The organism is Paenibacillus planticolens (genome assembly GCF_013141725.1).
Lineage (GTDB): Bacteria > Bacillota > Bacilli > Paenibacillales > NBRC-103111 > Paenibacillus_E > Paenibacillus_E planticolens.
This window is the reverse complement of record NZ_WHNZ01000039.1, coordinates 146,129-166,888: the sequence shown is the minus strand read 5'-3', so window position 1 is coordinate 166,888 and position 20,760 is coordinate 146,129. Positions and strand designations below refer to the sequence as shown.

18 protein-coding genes and 1 riboswitch are annotated in these 20,760 nt (G+C 51.9%); of the genes, 8 read left to right on the top strand and 10 right to left on the bottom strand.

Annotation, left to right across the window (positions count from 1 at the left end; translation table 11 throughout):
• Window positions 1-343 precede the first annotated feature (343 nt).
• From GC097_RS16935 to GC097_RS16925, 3 genes are all read right to left on the bottom strand, one after another.
• Window positions 344-1,963: a sensor histidine kinase gene (locus GC097_RS16935; RefSeq protein WP_171684474.1), complete on the bottom strand. Its 1,620-nt coding sequence runs from the start codon at window positions 1,961-1,963 to the stop codon at window positions 344-346.
• Window positions 1,960-2,655, bottom strand: coding sequence for a response regulator transcription factor (locus tag GC097_RS16930; protein ID WP_171684473.1), 696 nt, complete (start codon window positions 2,653-2,655; stop codon window positions 1,960-1,962). Before GC097_RS16930 ends, GC097_RS16935 begins: the two co-directional genes overlap by 4 nt.
• A gap of 105 nt (window positions 2,656-2,760) precedes the next feature.
• A complete protein-coding gene (locus tag GC097_RS16925) occupies window positions 2,761-3,537 on the bottom strand; it encodes a hypothetical protein (protein WP_171684472.1) in 777 nt (258 codons plus the stop codon).
• A 215-nt stretch (window positions 3,538-3,752) separates the two neighbouring features.
• Here GC097_RS16925 and GC097_RS16920 point away from each other — a divergent pair, with 215 nt between their 5' ends.
• Window positions 3,753-4,049: a Rieske (2Fe-2S) protein gene (locus tag GC097_RS16920; protein ID WP_171684471.1), complete on the top strand. Its 297-nt coding sequence runs from the start codon at window positions 3,753-3,755 to the stop codon at window positions 4,047-4,049.
• 70 nt (window positions 4,050-4,119) lie between these two features.
• Here the strand turns inward: GC097_RS16920 and GC097_RS16915 are convergent, their stop codons facing one another.
• The 3 genes from GC097_RS16915 to GC097_RS16905 form a co-directional block, all read right to left on the bottom strand.
• Window positions 4,120-4,461, bottom strand: a complete 342-nt coding sequence (locus tag GC097_RS16915) for a YrdB family protein (RefSeq protein ID WP_171684470.1) — start codon at window positions 4,459-4,461, stop codon at window positions 4,120-4,122.
• A gap of 136 nt (window positions 4,462-4,597) precedes the next feature.
• Window positions 4,598-5,437 (bottom strand): SDR family oxidoreductase, encoded by an 840-nt coding sequence (locus GC097_RS16910; RefSeq protein ID WP_171684469.1) that lies wholly within the window; start codon window positions 5,435-5,437, stop codon window positions 4,598-4,600.
• Between the two features lie 118 nt (window positions 5,438-5,555).
• On the bottom strand, window positions 5,556-5,966 hold the full coding sequence (locus tag GC097_RS16905) for a MarR family winged helix-turn-helix transcriptional regulator (RefSeq protein ID WP_171684468.1): 411 nt from the start codon (window positions 5,964-5,966) through the stop codon (window positions 5,556-5,558).
• 249 nt (window positions 5,967-6,215) lie between these two features.
• On the opposite strand from GC097_RS16905, the gene GC097_RS16900 reads away from it, so the two are divergent.
• Both GC097_RS16900 and GC097_RS16895 read left to right on the top strand, forming a co-directional pair.
• The gene (locus GC097_RS16900) at window positions 6,216-8,465 is read left to right on the top strand and encodes a sensor histidine kinase (RefSeq protein ID WP_171684467.1); all 2,250 of its coding nucleotides are present in this window, start codon (window positions 6,216-6,218) and stop codon (window positions 8,463-8,465) included.
• Window positions 8,434-9,129: a response regulator transcription factor gene (locus GC097_RS16895; protein ID WP_171684466.1), complete on the top strand. Its 696-nt coding sequence runs from the start codon at window positions 8,434-8,436 to the stop codon at window positions 9,127-9,129. The genes GC097_RS16900 and GC097_RS16895 overlap by 32 nt, the downstream gene beginning before the upstream one ends.
• A gap of 323 nt (window positions 9,130-9,452) precedes the next feature.
• Here the strand turns inward: GC097_RS16895 and GC097_RS16890 are convergent, their stop codons facing one another.
• The 3 genes from GC097_RS16890 to GC097_RS16880 form a co-directional block, all read right to left on the bottom strand.
• On the bottom strand, window positions 9,453-10,643 hold the full coding sequence (locus GC097_RS16890) for a YncE family protein (RefSeq protein ID WP_216625797.1): 1,191 nt from the start codon (window positions 10,641-10,643) through the stop codon (window positions 9,453-9,455).
• Between the two features lie 74 nt (window positions 10,644-10,717).
• On the bottom strand, window positions 10,718-12,193 hold the full coding sequence (locus GC097_RS16885) for an S-layer homology domain-containing protein (RefSeq protein ID WP_171684465.1): 1,476 nt from the start codon (window positions 12,191-12,193) through the stop codon (window positions 10,718-10,720).
• 259 nt (window positions 12,194-12,452) lie between these two features.
• Window positions 12,453-13,055: a biotin transporter BioY gene (locus GC097_RS16880; RefSeq protein WP_171684464.1), complete on the bottom strand. Its 603-nt coding sequence runs from the start codon at window positions 13,053-13,055 to the stop codon at window positions 12,453-12,455.
• 124 nt (window positions 13,056-13,179) lie between these two features.
• On the opposite strand from GC097_RS16880, the gene GC097_RS16875 reads away from it, so the two are divergent.
• From GC097_RS16875 to GC097_RS16865, 3 genes are all read left to right on the top strand, one after another.
• Window positions 13,180-14,016 (top strand): ATP-binding cassette domain-containing protein, encoded by an 837-nt coding sequence (locus GC097_RS16875; RefSeq protein ID WP_171684463.1) that lies wholly within the window; start codon window positions 13,180-13,182, stop codon window positions 14,014-14,016.
• Window positions 14,007-15,680 carry an ATP-binding cassette domain-containing protein gene (locus GC097_RS16870; protein ID WP_171684462.1) on the top strand — a complete coding sequence of 558 codons (1,674 nt, stop codon included), beginning with the start codon at window positions 14,007-14,009 and terminating at the stop codon, window positions 15,678-15,680. Before GC097_RS16875 ends, GC097_RS16870 begins: the two co-directional genes overlap by 10 nt.
• Window positions 15,681-15,824: 144 nt before the next feature.
• A complete protein-coding gene (locus tag GC097_RS16865) occupies window positions 15,825-16,589 on the top strand; it encodes an EcsC family protein (protein WP_171684461.1) in 765 nt (254 codons plus the stop codon).
• Window positions 16,590-16,814: 225 nt separating this feature from the next.
• On the opposite strand, the gene GC097_RS16860 is transcribed toward GC097_RS16865, so the two are convergent.
• Window positions 16,815-17,012, bottom strand: coding sequence for a hypothetical protein (locus tag GC097_RS16860; protein ID WP_171684460.1), 198 nt, complete (start codon window positions 17,010-17,012; stop codon window positions 16,815-16,817).
• Between the two features lie 199 nt (window positions 17,013-17,211).
• On the opposite strand from GC097_RS16860, the gene GC097_RS16855 reads away from it, so the two are divergent.
• Complete coding sequence (locus GC097_RS16855) at window positions 17,212-18,441, top strand: NAD(P)/FAD-dependent oxidoreductase (RefSeq protein WP_171684459.1); 1,230 nt, start codon at window positions 17,212-17,214, stop codon at window positions 18,439-18,441.
• A gap of 185 nt (window positions 18,442-18,626) precedes the next feature.
• Window positions 18,627-18,788: riboswitch (cyclic di-AMP (ydaO/yuaA leader) on the top strand.
• Window positions 18,789-18,885: 97 nt separating this feature from the next.
• Window positions 18,886-20,721, top strand: a complete 1,836-nt coding sequence (gene kimA, locus GC097_RS16850) for a potassium transporter KimA (protein WP_171684458.1) — start codon at window positions 18,886-18,888, stop codon at window positions 20,719-20,721.
• Window positions 20,722-20,760: the final 39 nt, after the last annotated feature.

Below are 20,760 nucleotides of genomic sequence, written 5' to 3'. Positions count from 1 at the left end.
ACTACAGGGGGCTATTTGAGCGAAATAGGCGATTTCAGCACGCAGAGGGAACTACAGGGTCTTATTTGCCCCGAAATGCTTATATATAAGCTTTTCGGGGCAAATAGAGGACCGTAGTTCCCTTTGCTCGGCTGATTCGCCGATTTCATGGAAAATAGGGGATCATAGTTCCCCTTAAAACCCCAGAAGCTCGCGAACCCCGCAACCCCGCAACCCCGCAACCCCGCAACCCCGCAACCCCGCAACCCCGCAAGCCAAGAACCTCAGAACCTCAGAACCTCAGAACCTCAGAGCCTCAGAACCTCAGAAGCCCCGAAGCCCGAAGCCCGACCCCCACACCCCCTCAAGAAACCTTCGGCGCCTTAATCTTACCATCCATATGCGCCTCTCCGCGCTCAATATAGAAGGAAACCCCGTCCGGCTCATTCGCGGCACGCACGTTCATGCCGTGATGATCCATGATCTGCTTCACGATGGCAAGACCGAGCCCGAACTGGCCGTCGCCGCCGGAACGGAAGGGCTCGAAGAGGCTGTCCGCGATGGCCTGATCCAAGGGCGGGCCATCGTTGCTAATCTGAAGCTGCGAGAAACCGGCCGCAGCATCCTTGTCCCCGCTGCCGGATACCGCCGTGGCGATAATCCGAATGCCGCTATGGGCATAGCGCAGCTGGTTGTCGAGCATATTTTCCAATGCAATTTTCCATTGGTCAGGATCGCCATGCAAGGTGGCAGGGGAAAGCTCCATGTCCCATTTGATGTCAGGCCGGCGATAGCGCAGCCGCTCAACCACATCTTCGATGACCTCAGTCATCTCAAAAGTGCGGAAAGGCTTCTCCCTCGCCGTGACATAATTCAACTTATTGAGCAGAAGCAGATCGCGAATCCGCTTTTCGAGGCGTTCGCCTTCCTTCAAAATCACGCCTAAACTCTCGCTCAAAGTTCCTTTCGGGAAAACACCGTCAAGAATGGACTGCGCATAGCTGCGGATGACCATGACCGGGGTTTTCAGCTCGTGAGAAGTGTGCTGCAGGAAAAATTGCTGCGCACGATCCTGGCGCACAAGACGCTCACGCATCGCTTCAATCGCTTTTGCCAGACGCCCGACCTCATCCTTGCGCTTTGTTTCGATCGGTTCATGCCAATCGCGTTCAGCCATGCGCCCGACGTGGCGCTCCATCTGAACAAGAGGACGCGTGAAGTAACGGGCGATGATCAGGCAAGGCAGCCATGAGATTACAATGAGCCCGACCATCATCAGCATGAGTCTTCCGAACATGGTCATAACCAGGTCGTTGCGGTAATTTCCCCAGGCATAAGATACGATGAAACTGGGCTGACCTTGAACGATTTCTTTGCGAATCACGTAGAAAATACTTTTCTTATCAATGCTGGTTGTGTATTTGGCAACGGGTAGCTTTTGGGCGAATGCATCCTGCTCCATGGCCTGCATGAAGGGCTCGCCGTTTGTAACAGTTTTATTAAGTGTCTGAGCCTCTTGGGTTCCGCTAATCGTAAAATGCCGGATGGCCGGAGCGCTCAGAGTTGCTGTAAAGGGAGACATCACCCGGGTTGCGATGGAAGCTTCCAGGGGAATAGCGGGCATTGCGCTGCTGGTCTCGGTTCTCTCGAAATCTGACAATGCTTCCATTTTGGAAACATAAAGCGTTGACGAAGCGGCAGGAACTAACGGCTTTACATCCGTCACGATATCTGTCGCTACATTCGTTTTTAGCGCTGTTCCAGCTTTTGTCGTCAGGGAGAAGGACGGTGCTGCCATTGTAGTTGCTTCCATATGAAGTCCGCTCTGTGTATCAAGCAAAATATCGTACAGCTGCTCCGTAAAAAATCCCTTCAACGTCCAAGGCAGCAGAACGGCAAGCAATGTAAAAATGAGCAGCGTTAACGCTGCAAATGCTCCCCAAAGCTTCATGGCGAGCGGCCATTGTCCTAATCTGAGCGTCATGCTTTCACCATCCTATATCCGTATCCATATACGGTTTCTAAACGCAGCTCCGGCAGCTTGCGGCGAAGTCTTCGCACCAAATCATCAACAACCCGGTCTGTCCCGAAATAGTCGATGCCCCAGACAGCCCGGAGCACTTGTTCACGCTCCAACACTTGTCCGTGATGGCTCACTAGGTAAAGCAGCAGCTCAAACTCCTTGGAGGTAAGCTCCACTTTGTTTCCATCCTCTGCTGTCACGGTACGCGCTTGCTCATCGATCATATACGGAGCTATATTCATCTTCGTACGGCGTTCAAGCAGTGCGAGCGTCATGCCGGAGGGATGTACGGCGTAGACCCGTTCCAGCAGCTTGCGCGTACGAATGACAAGCTCGCGAGGCAGAAACGGCTTGGCTAAGTAGTCATCGCTTCCCAGCTCAAGGCCAATGATCCGGTCGATATCCGCGTCCCGCGCCGATATGAAAATAACGGGCTGCGCCGGCTGATCCGCCTTAATTTCGCGCATTAATTGATAGCCGTCAACACCCGGAAGCATGATATCGAGGACCCACAAGTCCGGCCGCTCGGATATGGCGGATCTTGCCGAGGTCCCGTCAGCGAACGAACGCACTTGCCACCCCTCTTTCTCCAAATAGGCGGCAAGCACGCCCCTAAGATGCTCTTCGTCTTCCACTAAATAGATGCGATACATGAATGTTTCTCCTTCTTTCTACATGGCGATAGGGAAAAGGCGGACCCGTTCGCAGAATATGCGTTCGGTCCACCGGAAAGTGCGGATTTCTTTTATCTATATGAATTATTTGGCTTCTTCTAATTTTTCCATTGGTTTTTGATCTTCGGCTTTGGCGGCGTGTTCTTTCATTGTTTTCGCTATTGTGCGCAGCGATTCCGTTTCCTTTTTGTAATCAGCAAGCAGCTCAGGCAGCAAGCTTTGAATTGCTGATGCGTCGTCGGCTTCAACGGCTTCCGCAAGTTTTTGTTGGCGTTTGAATTCTTCGGACGGCTCCGCTTTCATTATATCACCAGAGATCGCTCCCTCAAGTGGAAGTGCTTGGATGGTGGTTGTCGCCTCTGCGTTATCTTTGATAATGGTCATTGCCCGTAATTCTTTGCCTGGGACCCCTTGAGCTCCTTCTCCATCAAGTAGAGCGGGAGCAGACTCAAGATTGAACATTTTAGTTTCGGAGCCGCTTGGTGAGATTGGCAGAGCAGTAGCTGTGCCTTTGATCACCGTTTTCGTGGCAAAAGTAGGCTTCGGCATCTCGCTCTCGGCTTGTTTGCGATCCTCTAAGGCTTGTTTCCATTCGGTCAAGCTCTCAGGAGCATATGTACTGACAAGCAGCTTCAAGTAGTTACGCTCATGAGTCGGCTGCATCAGTAAGTTGGAGCTTGTGCGCAGCTGAACCGCGCTGACTGCCGTTACCGGCGTAGCCGATGTTACCGCGATGCTTGGTTTAGTCTCTGCAGAAGTAGCGTCAGCCGCCGATGCGCCTCCGACTGCTCCGAATGCCATTGTTACCATGAAAGCTAGCAGACTAGCTTGACTTGCGCGACGTTTCCATTGTGTTTTCATTTTAGAAAACTCCTCTCAATTTGGGGTGTGCAGGTGAGTGTCTCTCCCTTACAACTTAACTGTACCCCAAGATTATGGACATCCTATCGCAACATTGTGGGAAATTATGTGTAAAAGGATGCGTTGTGCACGTCTCTCCAATAAGGCGCCTAAATGAAATGACGAAAATGTAGTAAACTGTATGCTGGAACATAAGGGAACAGGGGGGTGTCAACATGAAAGAAGTTCTGTTAGGGCTAGAGGAAAGCTTCACGAAGTTGCCCGCAGAAATCGTATTCGATAAGAACTTGTATTGGTTAATTCAAACGGAGGATGGGGCTGCATACCGGCTCGTTTCAAGCAGATGCCCGCATGCCGGCGCGATTGTGGAGGCTGAAAAAGGGGAGTTCGTGTGCCCGATGCACGGCTGGACATTTGATTTGCACTCGGGAGCATGCCTAAATGTGCCGACCAAAAGCCTAAGCGGCTATGACGTTGTGGTCAAAGATGGCCAGCTTTTTGCTCACCTATAAAAAAGAAAAGGACCTGCCCTTATCCGGGGAACGGATGGGGCGGTCCTTTTTTCAATCTGCCAGGGCGCATCTATTGATGCCAGAGGTAGATAAGCGTGCGATTAACGATGTAAATCAACATAAATGCAACAGCAAGAGAAGGCTTGCCGGCTGAATAAAGGGCGATGATGGCGATGGCGAAGACGGCGAGCTCAAGGATAAAGGGAATGGGCTGAGCCATGGGAATGGAAGCCTTCGGTGACAAGAACAGGCCCCAAATGACCGTGGCAACAAGCGGTGTGCCAATGCCCAGAACAATTTTGAGCAGCGTGCTTTTATCACCGTGAAAACCCCAGTAGCCCAGGGATGCAAGGAGGCAGAGCTCCAAAAGAAACCGTATACCCAGGTTGGCAGCTTGCAATACATTCATCATAAGGCAACATCCTCCGTTTATAAGCTAACTATAATAGTATAATAACTAATAACATTAGTTTATGCAAGAAAGATTTTACACATCACAGAAAAAAGACCTGCCCGTCAATCCACGACTGGATTCGGGCCGGTCCTAATTACAAATTCAAGTGAAGCTTGCGTGTGTTCAGCATACCTTCCAGTCCGGTAGGGTCCTGACTTACTTTGTATTGCACGAAAGCTTCCGCGGCTTCCGACGTACGGATACGCAGCGGTTTGGGTTCCATATCCATGAGCTTCATCATGACTTCAGCAACAGACTCCGACGTTTGGGGCACGGAATTACGCTTGGCGAAGGCGTCTAAATACTGGGTAATAATCGGTTTATATTCATCCTCCAGGATGCCTCCGGTTTTTTGGACATGTCCGAGGACGGTTTGGTTAAAGTTAGTTGCGATCGCTCCGGGCTCAAGCAACGTGACGTCGATATTGAACGTGGGCTTGTAGTAGGTGGCCAAGCTTTCCAATAAGCCTTCCACGGCAAATTTTGCTGCACAGTAGATTTCATTGAAGGGTTGGCCGACTAAGCCTCCAACACTGGTTGTTGCGACCAAATGCCCGGCATCTGACTTGCGTAAAAGCGGCAGCCCCGCACGGATCGTATGCATAACGCCGTAGACATTCGTATCAAAAACGTTATGAATCTCATCCATCGTTGCCTGCCCCAGAGCTCTTAGAAATCCAAAGCCGGCATTGCAGAACAGAACATCGAGACGGCCGTGACTGCTGTCGATTGCGGCAAAAGCCTTTTCCAGCGACTCAGGACTTGTTACTTCCATTTCGATAAAATGAAGATTTGCATGGTGCGCATGCAGCTCCCGGTCACGCTCTACGTTGCGTGTTCCGGCATAAACCGTCCAACCCGACTCTGCAAATTTCAGGGCCGTAGCCAAGCCGATGCCAGAGGAAGCGCCGGTAATTGCGATAATTTTGCTCATATTTAATCACTCCAAATGTTAATGTTGTAAATTGTTTAATAACTATACAGTATATTAGTTTAACTAAATAGTCAAGTCATTAAAAAAATCCCAACGCAAAGCGGTCGGGATCTTCCAATTATAGCGGCAGTTTCTCCAGAAGCTGCTTAAGCTGGGCAAGTTCTTCTTCGGTATAGGGCGTGAAGAGCTGTTCGATTTTGTTATTATACGCCAGTAGGATGTCGTTTATGAGTGTATTTCCTTTGTCCGTTAATTGAATAAGAAGGCTTCTGCGGCTGGTCGGATGAGGCTTGCGAATAACAAGCTCCTGCTCTTCCAACTTATCCAGCAGTTGGGTAATCGCTCCGCGGGTCAGACCGAATTCGTTCGCAATATCAACGGCGATGCAGTCCGGATGCTTGCGAAGAAATTCTAAGGCATACATCATGACCGGAGAAATGTGAAAAGGGGGAAGCACTTGCGTCAAATAAGAAGAGAGGGCATTCTTAATTTCACGAAATTTGTATGTGATGACGAGATCGTTGTCCATGGGATAGCCGCCCTTTTTGTTTAGTTTCTATACATTATAGCAAGGGCAGACCAGAGATCCAAGTTTTCCCGAGGCAAAAAAAGAGACCCACAGCAACGGGCTGTGAGTCTTAAGTCTATATATTTTAAAGGGGGGTTGAGACTTATTATAGGCCTAGTTCATTAAAAGCAGATGAAGATCATATTTCATTTTCATTACATTTTTGCTAGTGATAAAATAAAAGAATCAACGCAGAGCGGAGGAACGCTTTTGAAGCAATATTCGATGCGATCACATTTGACGGTCACTTTCGCGATTATGGCGATGATTCCGATCCTGATTCTCGGTACCTTTCAGGTTTACCAAATTACGCATATTACCCAGGAGTCCAATCGGAATCAGCAGATGACGACTTACCGGCTTGGCGACGCCGTGCAGGATTATATGTACTACCACCGCAATGCCGTTGAAACGCTGGCGGCCACGATTACAGCCTCGGATGCAGCCTTCCGAACGCCTGAGAGTTTGAAGCTAAAGCTGCAATCCTTGCAGCAAAATTTGGCGGGCTTCACAGGCATTTATGTTGTCGACCAGAATGGCTTCATCAAAGCCGCGCACACCACAGCGAATGATTCGCTGATAGGCACCGATGTGAAGGACCGGGATTACACCAAACGGGTGCAAGCTGCGCAAAACACCATCATCTCCTCGCTTTTTCGCGGACCCGAGGGGCAGAATCTGCCTTCTGTCGCTATTGCTGTGCCGATTTATAAAGGGATCAAACAGCAGGATGGCTTCGTGCTCGCTGTGCTGGAGCTTGCGCCGATCAAGGAGCTTGTCACGAAATACGACTACGGGAAAGAAGCGTATCCCGTGGTGCTGGATCATGCGGGCAAGCCCGTTTATCACCCGAACGGGACGCTGACCGAAACGTTGGCGGATCTATCGAAGGAGCCTGTCGTTGCAGATGCACGGGCTCAGCGGCAGGGCGAAGGGACCTATGTGCTAAGCAACTCTGCTCAAAAAGAGCTGATTACTTACAAAGTCATTCCCGAAATCGATTGGATTGTTTGGGTGAGTAAGTCGAAAGCAGCGGTCAATGCCGCTTTCACTGAATCGCTGAGCATTACGGTTTTGCTGCTAGTGATGACGCTCTTTTTGACGGTGCTGCTCGGCAGTTTTTTGGCCAAAAGATTGAACGGCACCATTCATGCTCTAGTCGGATACACACAGCGGCTGGCCGGAGGCACATTCGTAGAGCCGGACAGTGGGGTCGTTCCAAAGGGGGCGCCACTGGAGCTGCAATTGCTGGCGGACCATTTTTTCAAGATGGCGGAGCAGATCAAAGAGAATCAAGGCGCACTGCTGCAGCTTAATAGCGAGCTGGAGGATCGCGTCGAGGAGAGAACCCAGCGGCTGCAGGACGAGCATGCGACTTTGAACGCGGTGCTGGAGAGTATGTCCGACGCCGTCGTGTTGATCGATATGGAGCATCATGTTGTGTATGCCAATCACCGGATGGCTGAAATTTTCGCTATTCCGATGTCTGAACTGGCTATTATGCAGGAAACTGCTTTGTTTGACCGCATTGCGCTGCTGCTTCCTGAACGTCAGGATGAGCTGGAGAAGCTGACAGTGGAGCCGAGAGTGCAAGGCGCGTTTACCGTGAAAACCGGTCAAGGCAAAGAGCGCTTTATGATGGTATCGGCTTTCCAGGTAGCTAGAGAAGGGCGGGTTTTTGGCCGCGGCTACGTTTGGCGCGATATGACGAAGGAGCATGAAATCGACGCTTTGAAAAATGATCTGATCTCACTGGCCTCCCATGAGTTCAAAACGCCAATCACAAGCATTCGCGGCAGCGTCGAAACGCTCCTTCGCGTCGACGCGCAGTGGGAAGAAAGCTTTAAGCAGGAGCTGCTGGAGGGGATTCACGAGGATATCGGCCGTATTCAGGATCTGATTGACGACTGGCTCGATATTTCCAAAATCGATTCCGGCGCGATGCGGATCAACCCGCAGCCGCTGCGTGTGGAAGCCGTTGTCCAGAGCGCCATGCGAAGACTCCCGCAGCAAGCGAATGATGCGCATACGCAATTCGAGGTGCAGGTGGCGGAGGATACGCCGCTGATTTATGCCGATAAACTGCGGATGGAGCAAGTGCTCGTGAACCTGTTCACGAATGCTGTACGCTATAATACGGGGCATCCGATCATTCGTATTATGGCTCATGCCGACGAGCGTTACGTGAAACTGGACGTGCAGGATAATGGCATCGGCATCGCCTCGGAGCATGTGGACAAATTATTTGACCGGTTCTACCGGGTAGATGTCTCATCGAGCCGTCAAACTGGAGGCACAGGGCTGGGCCTGGCGATATGCAAAGGAATTATGCAGGCGCACGGCGGAGAGATTCACGTGGAAAGCAGGCTCGGCGAGGGAAGCACGTTTACCCTCTTCATACCGAGGTACTTAGGGGAGGAAAACGGAAATGAACAAGAAAAAAATCATGATCGTCGATGATGAGCCGAAAATTGTGCGTTTCGTCGCCGCGAATCTTAAATCCTTGGATTTTGAAACCTTGACCTGTCAGAGCGGGGCGGAAGCGCTGGAGAAGGCGGAGGAGTTCGATCCGGATTTGATTTTGCTCGATCTGATGATGCCGGGCATGGACGGATTCGATGTGCTAAAAAGGCTGCGCTCCTACTCCAGCGTACCGGTCATTATGCTGACCGCGAGGAGCAACGGAGCGGATAAAGTGCAGGGGCTCAACCTTGGAGCGGACGACTATTTGACGAAGCCGTTCTCATTGGATGAGCTTTTTGCCCGGGTGAACGCTGTGCTGCGCCGCATGGATGGCCGCATGGCGCCTTCCGTCACTACGAGCGAAATTACGCTCGGTCCGGTGACGGCGAACCTCGCCCAGCGCCGCATCTGGCTGGGCGATACCGAGGTCAAGTTCACAGAGACCGAGTACAACTTGTTTGCGCTGCTTCTGCAGCATGCGGGGAAAGTCATGACCCACGAGCAGCTGCTTAGCGAGGTTTGGGGAAGCGAGTACCGCGATGAAGTCGAGTACCTGCGCGTCACCATCGCCCGCATCCGGCAGAAGATCAAAAGCGCTGCCGAAGGCATCGAACTCATTGTCACCTACCCAGGGGTAGGTTATATGGCTAAGCATGAGTGAACGCAAAAATCCCCCTTGTCTGATTTCAGATAAGGGGGATTTTTGTTTGGGAGCGCTGAAAGGGCGTTTCATTGGTGTGTACAGCACAAAAGTCGGCCGAGAGCGCCCAAAAAGCCGTCTCAGAGTGTGAAAAGTAGCTAGATGCAGCTGAGAGTGCCGAAAAGGCAGTCTCGGTAGTGAAAACTGGTGTGTATAGCACAAAACGCCAGCCGAGAGCGCCCAAAAAGCCGTCTCAGAGTGTGAACAGTAGCTAAATGCTAGATGCAGCTGAAAGGTCCGAAAAGACCGTCTCGAAAGCACGCTTATCAGCTTCCCAAAGTCAATCATTCCGAAAGAAGCTGCACATCCAGCGGATAATCCGGTACCTCGAAGTCGCGGACAGCTCCGGAAGCCAGGTCGACGACGCTCATCCCGTTCCAGCCTGTATCAGCGTAAGTGACGCCGCCAGTGAGGTATGCGTACCGTCCGTCAGCGCTGGTGGCGACCATTTGGTGCATACGCTCAAGCGGGATGATCTTCTCGGCATACGTGTTGACGTCAAGCACGGTCAAGTTTGGCTTGCCGCTAGCGCTTCCTGCCGCCCCGTTGCCGATGACGAGCAGCAGCTTGCCTTCAGGCGTAAGTGTCACGCCTTCCTGATGCGTATTGCCCGTCAACGGTTTCGTCTCGTACTTGCCGCTGACAGGGTCGAGCACAATCAGACCGCGTCCCTGATAGGGCAAAAGCAGGCGGCCGTCAGCGCGAACCGCTGCATAGTGCGGCTTCTCGAAGCCGCCTTTGCCGAAGGGTGCAGCCTCAAGGGTGCGAGCCTTCAGCTGCACAGGATCGACAGCTGTCACGGAGTAGGAGTCGTGATCGATGCTGTAAACCTCATTGCCATCGAGGCTGGTCACGACATCGAACGGTCGGACGCCTACGGCGACGCTTCCTGTCATGACGAGCTTCTCCGCATCCAAGATCTCCAGTTGGCTCTTCGTACCGTCTCCGCCGCGGCCAGTCAAATAAACGCCGACATAGACGGATTTGCCGTCAGGAGAGACCGCAAGCCCCATTCCGCCGGGACGGTATTCGCCAAACTGGGGCTTGCCGATAGTGTCAGCGGCTCTATAAGGCACAAGAGCTAAGCGTTTGCGCTGCTGCGTATCCACAACAGCAACACCCTCAGCGGTGGTTACATAAGCGCGATGGTTAGGCCCCACGGCAATGGCAAAAGGCGCTTTGCCAACCGTCAGTTTGTTGAATCGTCCCGTAACTGGATCTAGGAAAGACATATAATCACTTTTGGAATGAGTAACAAGCAGAGTCGTTGCCTCCCCCGATACAGGTGCAGGCGAAGGCGAAGGCATTGCAGCATCCGGTGTTGGGGCTGCACTGGCAATGGGTGCAGCCGACGGAGCTGTCGACGGAGTAGCCGAGGAGGCAGAGCCAGTCGACGCTTCAGGCTGCGAGCTGCAGCCAACCAGCATAATGAGCAGAATCAACATAGCGAATAGCGCTCTATTTTTGAACAACATAAAAAATCACCTCATCAGAAAAGATGAAAAGGAGCACCTCATCCAAGGTACTCCTTTTCCTTACATAAGCAGGCTTACTTTGCGGCAGTCAAGCTAACGCCTGAAGCCGTAGCCCAGCCGCCTACCGGAGCGACCGAGTAAGTCATACCCGGCACAAGCTGACCGTTATTCAGAAGACCGAAAGTACCTGCTGCACCTTTACGCGAACTCAGCGTGTATTCAGCTGTCAGAACAGTGCCGTCAGTTCCTGTCAATGTAACACGGCGTGAAACGAAAATTTCATCTTTTGGATCCTGGGAAAGGGTCACGTTAATGGTCTTTGCATCTACAGCAGAAGCAGATTGAATTGTTAGCGGTGCGATATCTTTGGCTGTAAATGTGGCGTTTTTCAAAGTAGCCCAGTCTGCGGAAACGGTGTAAGTCACACCCGGCTTGAACGTTTCGCCGTTAGGCAAAAGGAATTTAGGCGCTTGGCGACCATCGGTAGCTTGGGTGAATCGTAAATATTTAGCGGTCATCGGTGTACCGCCCTCAGGGGTGATTTGCACCTCACGGTTGCGCATAGAAGAAAGGATTTGATACGCAGTACCGTTGTAGTTATTGTTCTCATCTACGATAAAGGAACCTGGACGGCTTTTGGCGTATGCAGCAATGACATAACCGTAATCGGCAACGCCGTCAGCCAAGTGGGATTCGACCTCAAAAGAATCGTTAGACAGTTGCTGCGTCGACGCCAAAGCAATTTTCTCTGTGCCCGCTGTGAAAGTACCTGCTGGTTTGCCTTTGTAAGTTAAAGTGTAAGTTGTCCCTGGTTTTTGCGTTGGCACTGGAATAATGTAGGTCGAGGTGGCGCCTGTTTTTAACCGTGGAACGTTGCTGATAGCCAAACCGTTGTCAAAAACAAAGTTTTTGGACGCGGGTTCAAGCTCTAAATCCGCAGCCGGTATCGGTGCCGAGAAGGTGACTTGCAGCGTGATGGCGTTCAAGGCCTCGAGCTTCGTCACATGGATGGGAGCTAATTGCTGCGCTTCGAAAATGAGCAGAGCGGCCTGACCGCGTGTCACCGGGGAGCTAGTTAACGATGCAAAACTTGGCAATTGTTTTACAACGGCTGCCTCCACTTGCAATGCCTTGGCAACAACGTCCGCCAACTGCTCGGATGAGATCGTACGGCTGCCTTGGAATTGCCCGTCCGTACCAGACATAGCCCCTACAGACTCAAGGGCTGCAGCGTACGAATAGAACCAATCCGCTTTAGTTACATCGACAAAAGAAGTTGTTGCCGTTGTATCCACATTGACGTGCAGAGCGAGTGCGGCCATTTTGGCGATTTCTGCGCGAGTTACTGCCTGATTGGGAAGGAAGCTATGATCTGCATAGCCGGAAAGCACCTGCTGCTGGGCTAATTGTTCAATAGCCGTTTGAACTTGAGAGGAGCTTGCGGCATCGGCGAAAGGATTCGCGGCGAAGGCATTAAAGGGCAGAATCGCGGACAAACCTACGGTTGCTGTAATGGTCAAAGCGGCTAGTGCTTTTTTGTTGTTTTTCATTTATAACACTCCTATTCAATATAATGGGGCTGCTTGAGATAAAAGCATTTCATCATGCAGCATGCTTCGTACTGTCGGTTACAAGAACAAGCTTACATGCCAGAGCATTACAATCGAATAAAAAAACAGACCTGGGCATTACAAAAACGTAAAAATCGCCTTGCGGGAATGAAAACGGAAATGACAGAAAAAAAGCCTTACCGCTCAAGGAATGAGCAATAAGGCTAAGATATTTCACGCATCACTATACGATACTACATTACATACGGGCATCCGTGCGTTGCACAACGCTATGCGAAGACGAACCTGTAAGCCGTGCAGGAGAAAACACTTGGCGAACCGGCACAATGATAAGCACGGCAACCACAGCTTTGAGCGCATCGCCCAAGAGGAACGGGTAACAAGCGGCAGTCATAGCTTTTGCAAACGTATAAGTTGGCACTTTGTACATCAACCACGGAACCCCGGCAAGATATTGGATAAGGGAACCGAAAATCTCAATAACGAGAAAAGCTGCAATATAGCCCATGATGCCATTCACGCGAATACGCGGTAAAATCAGACCGATCAGCATAGCACAGAACGGCCAGATCATAATAAAGCCGCCTGTAGGCCCCAGCACGACGCCTAAACCGCCATTTCCGTGAAGCAGCGGAAAGCCGATAGCCGTCAGGATAACAACCAGGGCCATACTTAAGAAGCCATAACGTGCCCCAAGCAAGCCGCCGGCGAGCATAACCGCTAACGTTTGCAAGGTAATTGGGACAGGTGTAAAAGGCAGTGAAATCTGAGCAAAGCTGAATAACACAAGAATAGCTGCAAAAAGGGCACTGAAAACAACGCCGCGCAGAGTGAGTTTCATATTGTTGATCGCTCCTGTTTCTGTTATTGTTTATGTATTGTTAACTTCATCAAAAATAAAAGGTTGACAATTGACCAATCAGATCATAGCACATCTTTTGTGAAAGTGGAAGGACATTTTAGATATGGGAAATCGAGAAATTGTGGCTTCTTTGCAGAGAGCCTCCGTTGTCTATCGAACAGCATCGGAAGAAGGCCGGCGGGTATGGTCGGACGTTTCTTTAAATATTTATAAAGGCGAATGGCTGGTTGTCATCGGCCCGAACGGCAGCGGCAAAAGCACCTTAGCCAGCACCTTGCTGGGCTTAAGTCCGCTCTCAAGCGGGGAAATGGTGCGCAATGAGCAGAAGCAATTCAGAGGCGTGCTGCAGCTGCCGGACGCCCAGTTCGTGGGTGAAACCATTCAGGAGGAGCTTGACTACCTGCCGGGTTCGCAGGAGCTAACACGGGATGAACGTCAGGCTTGGTATCGTCGAATCCTTTCGGCGGTGGGCTTGTCGCTCCCGCTCGAACGGACGCTTTCTACTTTATCGGGAGGGCAGAAGCAGCTGGTTAATCTGGCGGCAGCCCTCGCGGTGGAGCCTGGACTTTTAGTGCTGGACGAACCGACGGCCATGCTGGATCCCGCAGCAAGAAAAGAAGTTCGTCAAGCGGTGCGCCAAGCCCATCAGCGCGGAACGACGATCGTTTGGATCACTCACCGGCTGGAAGAAGTGGCGGATGCGACGCGCGTCATTGGATTTGGCGAAGGACGGATTACGTTTGAAGGAGAGCCGAGGGGGTTCTTTTATGGGGAGACCGAAGAGAAAATGCTGGAGAAAACACCTTGTTCCGAGTTAGGGCTGGATTCGCCCTATGTGGTCAAAACAGCGTTCGGCTTGCTTCAGCAAGGCGTCAAGCTTCGTCTGCTCCCTTTGGATATGGATGAACTGGGCGAGGCGGTGGCAACTTCATGTCGATAACCTTGCAAAATATTCAAATAAATGCTCCGGATGACGCCAATCATCACCTGCTGAAAGATATCAGTCTCGAGCTCCCGGATGGTTCAGTTACGGTATTAATCGGGCATACGGGTTCAGGAAAATCTACGCTTCTCCAGGTGATGGCAGGCATTGTGGAGCCAGCCGAAGGAACGATAGCACTCGACGGACAACCGTTGTGGCATAAAAAGAAGGTAGACCAAGCCAGCCTTCTGCGTCTGGGCTTGATCTTCCAATTCCCGGAGCAGCAGTTGTTCGCAGGCAGCATCCGTGGGGAATTCGCCTACTCGCTGCGCCCTTACCGGCTCGCAGCGGACGAACGCGAGCACCGCATTCGCGCCGCTTGCGCCGACCTCGACCCCCATGGCGCCTTCGCCTTGGAGCGGTCGCCTTTTGCGCTTAGCGGCGGCGAGCAGCGCCGGCTCGCGCTGGCCACGACCTTCGCCACGGCACCGGATTGGCTCCTCATGGATGAGCCAACCGCCGGCCTCGAGGCGGCGGCCGTCCGCGAATTGCTGCGCATGATTCGCGAGAGAGACCGTGGCGGCTTCGTCATCGCCACGCATGACCTGGACACGTTTCTGCCGCTGGCAGACCGTGTCCTTGTGTTAGACCGCGGCGAGCTCGTCTTCGACGGCTCGCCGGAAGCTTTATGCCGCGCGCCGGAGCTGCTCACGCGCGCGGGGGTCGGCCTCCCGAGCTGCGTGGAGGCCGCTCTGGTGCTTGCGCGCTGCGGTATCGCCATCGCGCCGGATTTGCTTACGCCGGCGCTGGCTGTGCCGGCGATATGCGAGGCGCTGCGCGAGCGCGGCAGCGCCAGCCCGGAGCCGGCGCCGCAAGCGGCAGCGCCGGAGCCCGCTCGCGAGGCTCGCGCAGCTGCCGCCGCTGCGCCGCCGCAGGCCGCGTGGCTGGCGCTCGATCCGCGAGCGAAGTGGCTGCTCTACCTGCTGCTCGTCATCGGAACGATGCAGCAGCAGGTGTGGAGCGGCCTCGCGGCTTCGGCGCTGCTCCTCGGCCTGTCGTTCCTCGGCCTACCGCGCTCCGCGATTCGCGGCAGCTGGAAGATTGCCGTGCCTTTTCTGAGCTTCATGTTCATTTCGATCATGTTGGCAGGCTTGGAGTGGAAGGCGGGAGAAGGCCGTTTCCCACTGGGCTTCTCGCCGGAAAGCGGCTGGAGCGCGGCTTTCACGCTCACGCGTCTGTTTCTGATCCTGATGGCCGGCTACTGGCTAGCCGTGTCTACGTCTTATGGCCAGCTTGTGCAGGGACTAAACTGGGCTTTAGCCTTTTTTCGCAGAATGAAGCTGCCGGTGGAGTCATTTGCTTTGGCCGTCTCGCTTCTGTTTCGCTTCATTCCGCTTATTTTGCGGGAGTGGCAGCGCTTCTCAGCGATCGTAAGGGCCAGAGGCAAAGCGGCGATTCGGCCTGGCTTGGTGCGGATGAAGGATATCCCGGCGCTGGTGGTTCCTTTGCTGCTCGCCATGTTTCACAAAGCGGAGCAAATGACCGTAGCGATGGAAATGAAAAAAATCGACGGCAAACACCAACTGCTGAAGAAAAGCACGTTAAGCTGGCAAGCCAAGGATACGCTGCTCGTGATTTTGAGCGGGGCGGCTTTTGGCCTGCTGTTGTACATGCGTTACTAATATAGGAGAGGCAGCTCATTATGGATGGGCTGCTTCTTTGTCTTGGGTTTGAGGGCCTGGCAGAAGGGGACAGAGGGAGCATCTTGAGCCGGGGAGTCCCGTATACTATACTTTGACTAAGAAAAGCGGACGGCGGTGACAAGCATGGAATTTTCGGAGTACACCATCTATGAGCAGCAGATGCTGCGGCAAGTGAAACGCTGGGAAATTCGTCAGCAGAAAATGCCAAATTTGATCGAAAAAGCCTCGAAATCCGTCTCAACGAACATCAATAAGCTGATTCCCGAAAAAGTGCACAAAACGATAACGGCAACCGTCAAAGGGATGTTCCAGACGACGTTGTTCGGGATGAATTATATTCCTCAAAATGAACCGCTTGTCGGCGCTTCTTTAGCTGAAAGCGACGCCAAGGCGGAAGAATTGCTATCGCTCTACAAAAAGATTGCCGCCGCCGAGGGAGCAGGCACAGGAGCGGGTGGAATTTTGCTGGGATTGGCGGATTTCCCGATTCTGATCGGCATAAAATTGAAATTTCTGTTCGAACTTGCGCATGCTTACGGCTACTCCACGAAGGATTACAGAGAGCGGCTGTTTGTTTTGTATGTGTTTCAGCTGGCCTTCTCTAGCCCTGCGAAAAAGCCGGATCTGCTGCGTACGATCAAAAATTGGCACGACATCGCAAGCAGCTTTCCGCCCGCTGAAGCTTATATGGACCAAGTCGATTGGCTGCAGCTGCAGCAGGAATACCGCGATACGATCGATTTCCGTAAAATGCTTCAGTTGCTGCCCGGCATTGGCGCCGTCGTTGGGGCTTGGGCAAATTATGGCCTGCTGGAGGAGTTGGGCGTGGCTGGCATGAACAGCTTTCGACTGCGCCGCTTGCACGATAAAGCGAGGTCAGGGGCTTAGGAGGAGCTGCGAGCGGAGTCTGATTGGAGGAAATCCAACGAAAAGGCAAAATTTAGCGCTAAAATGTTGGTTTTATTGGACAAAATCCAACGGGGAGTGGGGGATTTGCACTCAATGGGGGGATTTCGGCGGGTCTCGTTGGATTTCATACAATGAAAAACGGAAATTCCGCCTCATAAGGGTGCTCTCATTGGATTTCATCCAACGAGAAAATGCGGTTGCCTCTTATGAGCTGCTAGTCGCTACTTCTTTCGATTCCACCCGAAAAAGAACCGCAGCCACCGCCTGCCCACGCCTGTATCCCGTGCCGTATCCCACGCCCGTATCCCGCGTCGCAACCCGCGCCGTAGTCGCGCCCGAATCCCGTGCCGTAGTCGCGCCGCAGCCCACGCCCGAATCGTCGCAGCCCGCGCTGTATCCCACGTCGCAGCCCGCACCCACCGCCTCCACCCGTCTGCCCTTTTTGGCCTTGCCAGGGCATATTTCGGTGATTTTTTGCGAGGGTGCTCATATACTAATACAAGAGCAAACCATGCAGTGCATCCTGAGTAACTATGTGATTTTTTTCACATGACAACCTTGTGTGGTTTGATAGATGATTTAATCGGAGGAGAGGGTTCGGATGAGTAAACCGAAGGTGGTTATTCTGGGTGCAGGCTACGGAGGGATTGTAACGGCAATAAGGCTGCAGAAGCTGATCAAATCAGGCGAAGCGGCTGTCACGCTGGTGAACAAACACGATTATCATTACATGACGACGCATCTGCATATGCCGGCAGCCGGCACTGATCATCATGAAAATGCGCGTGTGGCGATCAGGGAATTGATTGACGAGCGGAAAATTCATTTTATTAAGGCGACGGTTCGGCAGATTTTGCCCGAAGAGAAGAAGGTGATTCTCACCGATGAAGTTCTCACATACGATTACCTCGTTGTGGGGCTTGGAAGTGAGACGGAAACCTTCGGCATTCCGGGACTGCGGGAGCATGCCATGTCGATAAACAGCATTAACAGCGTCCGGTTCATCCGCCAGCATACCCAATATATGTTCGCTAAATATAAATTGGATTCCAAACATAAGGAATACTTGACCTTCGTCGTCGGAGGCGCGGGGTTCACCGGAACGGAATTTGTCGGCGAATTGGCAGACCGTGTGCCTGTGCTTTGCCGAACGTTTGATGTCGATCCGTCGCTTGTTCAGATCATTAATATCGAAGCATCGCCTACCGCTCTGCCGCCAGGTTTGCCTAACGATCTCGTGGAATACGGCATGGAAGTGATGCGCCGCAAAGGGGTTCAGTATAAATTATCTACGGCAATTAAGGCTTGCGAGCCTGACGGCGTCCTGTTGGGGGACGGTCAATTCATTCGTGCCGGCACCGTTATTTGGTCGGGGGGCGTCCGCGGGAATTCCTTGCTGCAGGAAGCGGGCTTCCACGTTCAACGCGGCAGGGTCAAAGTGGATGACTACTTGCGTTCCTTGCAGTTCCCTGACGTGTTTATAACGGGGGATTGTTCCATTGTCATGAGCCCGGAAGGCACCCAATACCCGGCGAATGCCCAAATTGCCGTTCAGCAGGGCCATAATACGGCGAGAAATGTGATCCATAGCCTGAGGGGGAACCCGCTAAGACCTTTTGCCTATGATTACAAAGGGACGGTTGCCTCGTTGGGTCGCGGAGAAGCGATCGGTATCCTGAAGGTCAAGAAAGTGAAAGGCAAATTTGCCGCTTTCCTCAAAAAAATGATCGATGCCCGCTATTTATTTCTCATTGGGGGTATCCCTCTTATCTGGAAAAAGATGATTTTCAAGCAAAAACAAGCCACAAGGAATCATCATGTCAGAAATTAATTTTGTCAAAATCACCTAAAACCCAAGGAATCAGACGAAAGGCTAGATAATCGGAGATACTGAAAGGATTAGGCCATTGTAAGCGAATTATCAATTAAATGCGGGGAGGGAATAATCTTTTTTAAGATTTTTCTCTCCTTTACTATGTGCGAATAAGAGAGTAGTATCAACTCGTACGTTAACAGTTGAATATTTCGCTTAATTTTCTTAACAGAAAAGCGGGGGAACCACAGGTTTCAACCGGGGTGAGTAAGGTACGTCGCTTCGCACGCGGCAAGTATCTTTAGGGCAGATTTCTCGCAGCCCGAACCCGTCAGCTAACCTCGTAAGCGATCGTGAGAAAGGAGAACATGTGGCTAAGCACAAGGTCTATCCTTGTGTTTTTTTGCGCCCAAAAAGGGGAAATCAAGCTGAAAACTAGGTTATTTGGGGGAATTTCACAGCATGACAAGTGACTCATTGAAAAAGATTGTATTCGGCAAACCGCTGAAATCGGCGGAGCTGGAATCTGAGAAAATGCAGGTATGGAAGGCTCTGCCCATCCTATCTTCGGATGCCCTGTCTTCGGTGGCCTATGGCACGGAGCAGATTTTGCTGGAGCTTGCGACTGTTGGAGTTGCTGCTTTTGCTTTCTCATTGCCGATTGCAATCTCGATTATTGCTTTAATCATGCTTCTTGTTTTGAGCTATCGCCAAGTGATTGAAGCCTACCCGATGGGTGGCGGAGCCTACATGGTGGCGAAGGAAAATTTGGGTATGATGTGGGGAAGACTCACAGGGGTTTCACTGCTTATAGATTATACGTTAACCGTTGCGGTTTCGATTTCGGCAGGCGTGCAGGCGATAACATCGGCTTTCCCTGCTACCGTGCCATATATTGTCCCTATTGCTTTAATCCTTGTCTGGCTGATGGTTTGGCTGAATTTGCGGGGCACGTCCGAGTCGGGAACCGTGTTCGCGATTCCAACGTACTTTTTTATCCTATGTATTCTATTGCTGATCGGCAAAGGGATCTTCGATATGCTGACAGGTTCGATGAGCCTGCATGCCGCCGAGTTTGTTCCGAGCTCGATGACGGGCTCACTGACGCTATTCGTCATTCTAAAAGCCTTCTCATCCGGCTGCTCGGCCGTGACGGGAATTGAGGCCATTTCCGATGCGGTGCCTCACTTCCGCTCGCCTTCCGTCAAAAATGCCAAAAAAACGCTGGCATCCCTCGGTACGCTGCTGGCGATCGTCTTCGGCGGCGTCACCCTGCTGAGCTTAGGCTATGGGATCGCACCTGACCCGCATGGCCACACCTCGGTTCTGTCGATGGTTACGGAGCAGGCGTTTGGGCGCGGAGCGATGTATTATGCGACACAGATTGGCACCATGTTGATTCTGGTATTGGCAGCGAATACGAGCTTTAACGGTTTTCCGATCCTATCTTCCATCATGGCACAGGATAAAAACTTCCCGCGCATGTTCTCGTATCGGGGGGACCGGCTCTCGTTTCATTACGGGATTGTGACGTTAGGTGTTTTGGCGAGTGTTCTGCTCATTATTTTTAAAGGAAAAACCGATGCACTCATTCCTCTTTATGCGATTGGCGTCTTTTTGTCTTTTACACTTGCCCAAAGCGGTTTGGTTCGCAAATGGTTCAGAGAGCGCCCCGCCGGCTGGATCGGCAAGTTCCTTATTAATGGCTTAGGCGGAATCGTTTCCTTCGCCGTCTTGATTATTTTCTGTATAACTAAATTTAGCGAGGGCGCTTGGATTGTTATTATCGTGACGCCGCTTGCGCTTTGGGGAATTACCAAAATCAGCAATCACTATGATGACGTAGCGAAACAACTGCGGATTGATATCACGCAAGAACGTCTATGCACAAAGGAACCTGTGATCATAGTGCCTGTAGCGGGCATTCACCGCGTGGTGGCGCAGTCGTTGAACTATGCCAAATCCTTATCGCCCAACGTAATTGCTTTCTACGTGTCGTTTTCGGATGAGGATGAAGAGGCGATGCAGGAGAAATGGGATAAGTGGGACCCCGGCGTTCGTCTCGTCGTGTTCAAATCCCGTTACCGTACCATTTTAAAACCGCTGGCGGAATTCATTGAAAGAATCGATACGCATGTCTCGGAAAAGCAATCGATTATGGTCATCCTGCCCCAATTCATGCCGAAAAAATGGTGGCACCGCCTGCTCCACAACCAGTCTGCCGCACGTATTCGCTCGAAACTGCAAGCCGATAAAGATATCGTCGTCGCGACGGTGCCCTATCATTTGAATGAGTAGAAGTGTACAATATAGGGGTAAAGCTGATGTAGAAATGAA

Excerpts from the sequence above, each read along its gene's own strand:
- GC097_RS16935 (WP_171684474.1), bottom strand. The coding sequence starts at position 1,963 with ATGACGCTCAGATTAGGACAATGGCCGCTCGCCATGAAGCTTTGGGGA.
- GC097_RS16930 (WP_171684473.1), bottom strand. The coding sequence starts at position 2,655 with ATGTATCGCATCTATTTAGTGGAAGACGAAGAGCATCTTAGGGGCGTG.
- GC097_RS16925 (WP_171684472.1), bottom strand. The coding sequence starts at position 3,537 with ATGAAAACACAATGGAAACGTCGCGCAAGTCAAGCTAGTCTGCTAGCT.
- GC097_RS16920 (WP_171684471.1), top strand. The coding sequence starts at position 3,753 with ATGAAAGAAGTTCTGTTAGGGCTAGAGGAAAGCTTCACGAAGTTGCCC.
- GC097_RS16915 (WP_171684470.1), bottom strand. The coding sequence starts at position 4,461 with ATGATGAATGTATTGCAAGCTGCCAACCTGGGTATACGGTTTCTTTTG.
- GC097_RS16910 (WP_171684469.1), bottom strand. The coding sequence starts at position 5,437 with ATGAGCAAAATTATCGCAATTACCGGCGCTTCCTCTGGCATCGGCTTG.
- GC097_RS16905 (WP_171684468.1), bottom strand. The coding sequence starts at position 5,966 with ATGGACAACGATCTCGTCATCACATACAAATTTCGTGAAATTAAGAAT.
- GC097_RS16895 (WP_171684466.1), top strand. The coding sequence starts at position 8,434 with ATGAACAAGAAAAAAATCATGATCGTCGATGATGAGCCGAAAATTGTG.
- GC097_RS16890 (WP_216625797.1), bottom strand. The coding sequence starts at position 10,643 with ATGTTGTTCAAAAATAGAGCGCTATTCGCTATGTTGATTCTGCTCATT.
- GC097_RS16885 (WP_171684465.1), bottom strand. The coding sequence starts at position 12,193 with ATGAAAAACAACAAAAAAGCACTAGCCGCTTTGACCATTACAGCAACC.
- GC097_RS16880 (WP_171684464.1), bottom strand. The coding sequence starts at position 13,055 with ATGAAACTCACTCTGCGCGGCGTTGTTTTCAGTGCCCTTTTTGCAGCT.
- GC097_RS16875 (WP_171684463.1), top strand. The coding sequence starts at position 13,180 with ATGGGAAATCGAGAAATTGTGGCTTCTTTGCAGAGAGCCTCCGTTGTC.
- GC097_RS16870 (WP_171684462.1), top strand. The coding sequence starts at position 14,007 with ATGTCGATAACCTTGCAAAATATTCAAATAAATGCTCCGGATGACGCC.
- GC097_RS16865 (WP_171684461.1), top strand. The coding sequence starts at position 15,825 with ATGGAATTTTCGGAGTACACCATCTATGAGCAGCAGATGCTGCGGCAA.
- GC097_RS16855 (WP_171684459.1), top strand. The coding sequence starts at position 17,212 with ATGAGTAAACCGAAGGTGGTTATTCTGGGTGCAGGCTACGGAGGGATT.
- kimA (WP_171684458.1), top strand. The coding sequence starts at position 18,886 with ATGACAAGTGACTCATTGAAAAAGATTGTATTCGGCAAACCGCTGAAA.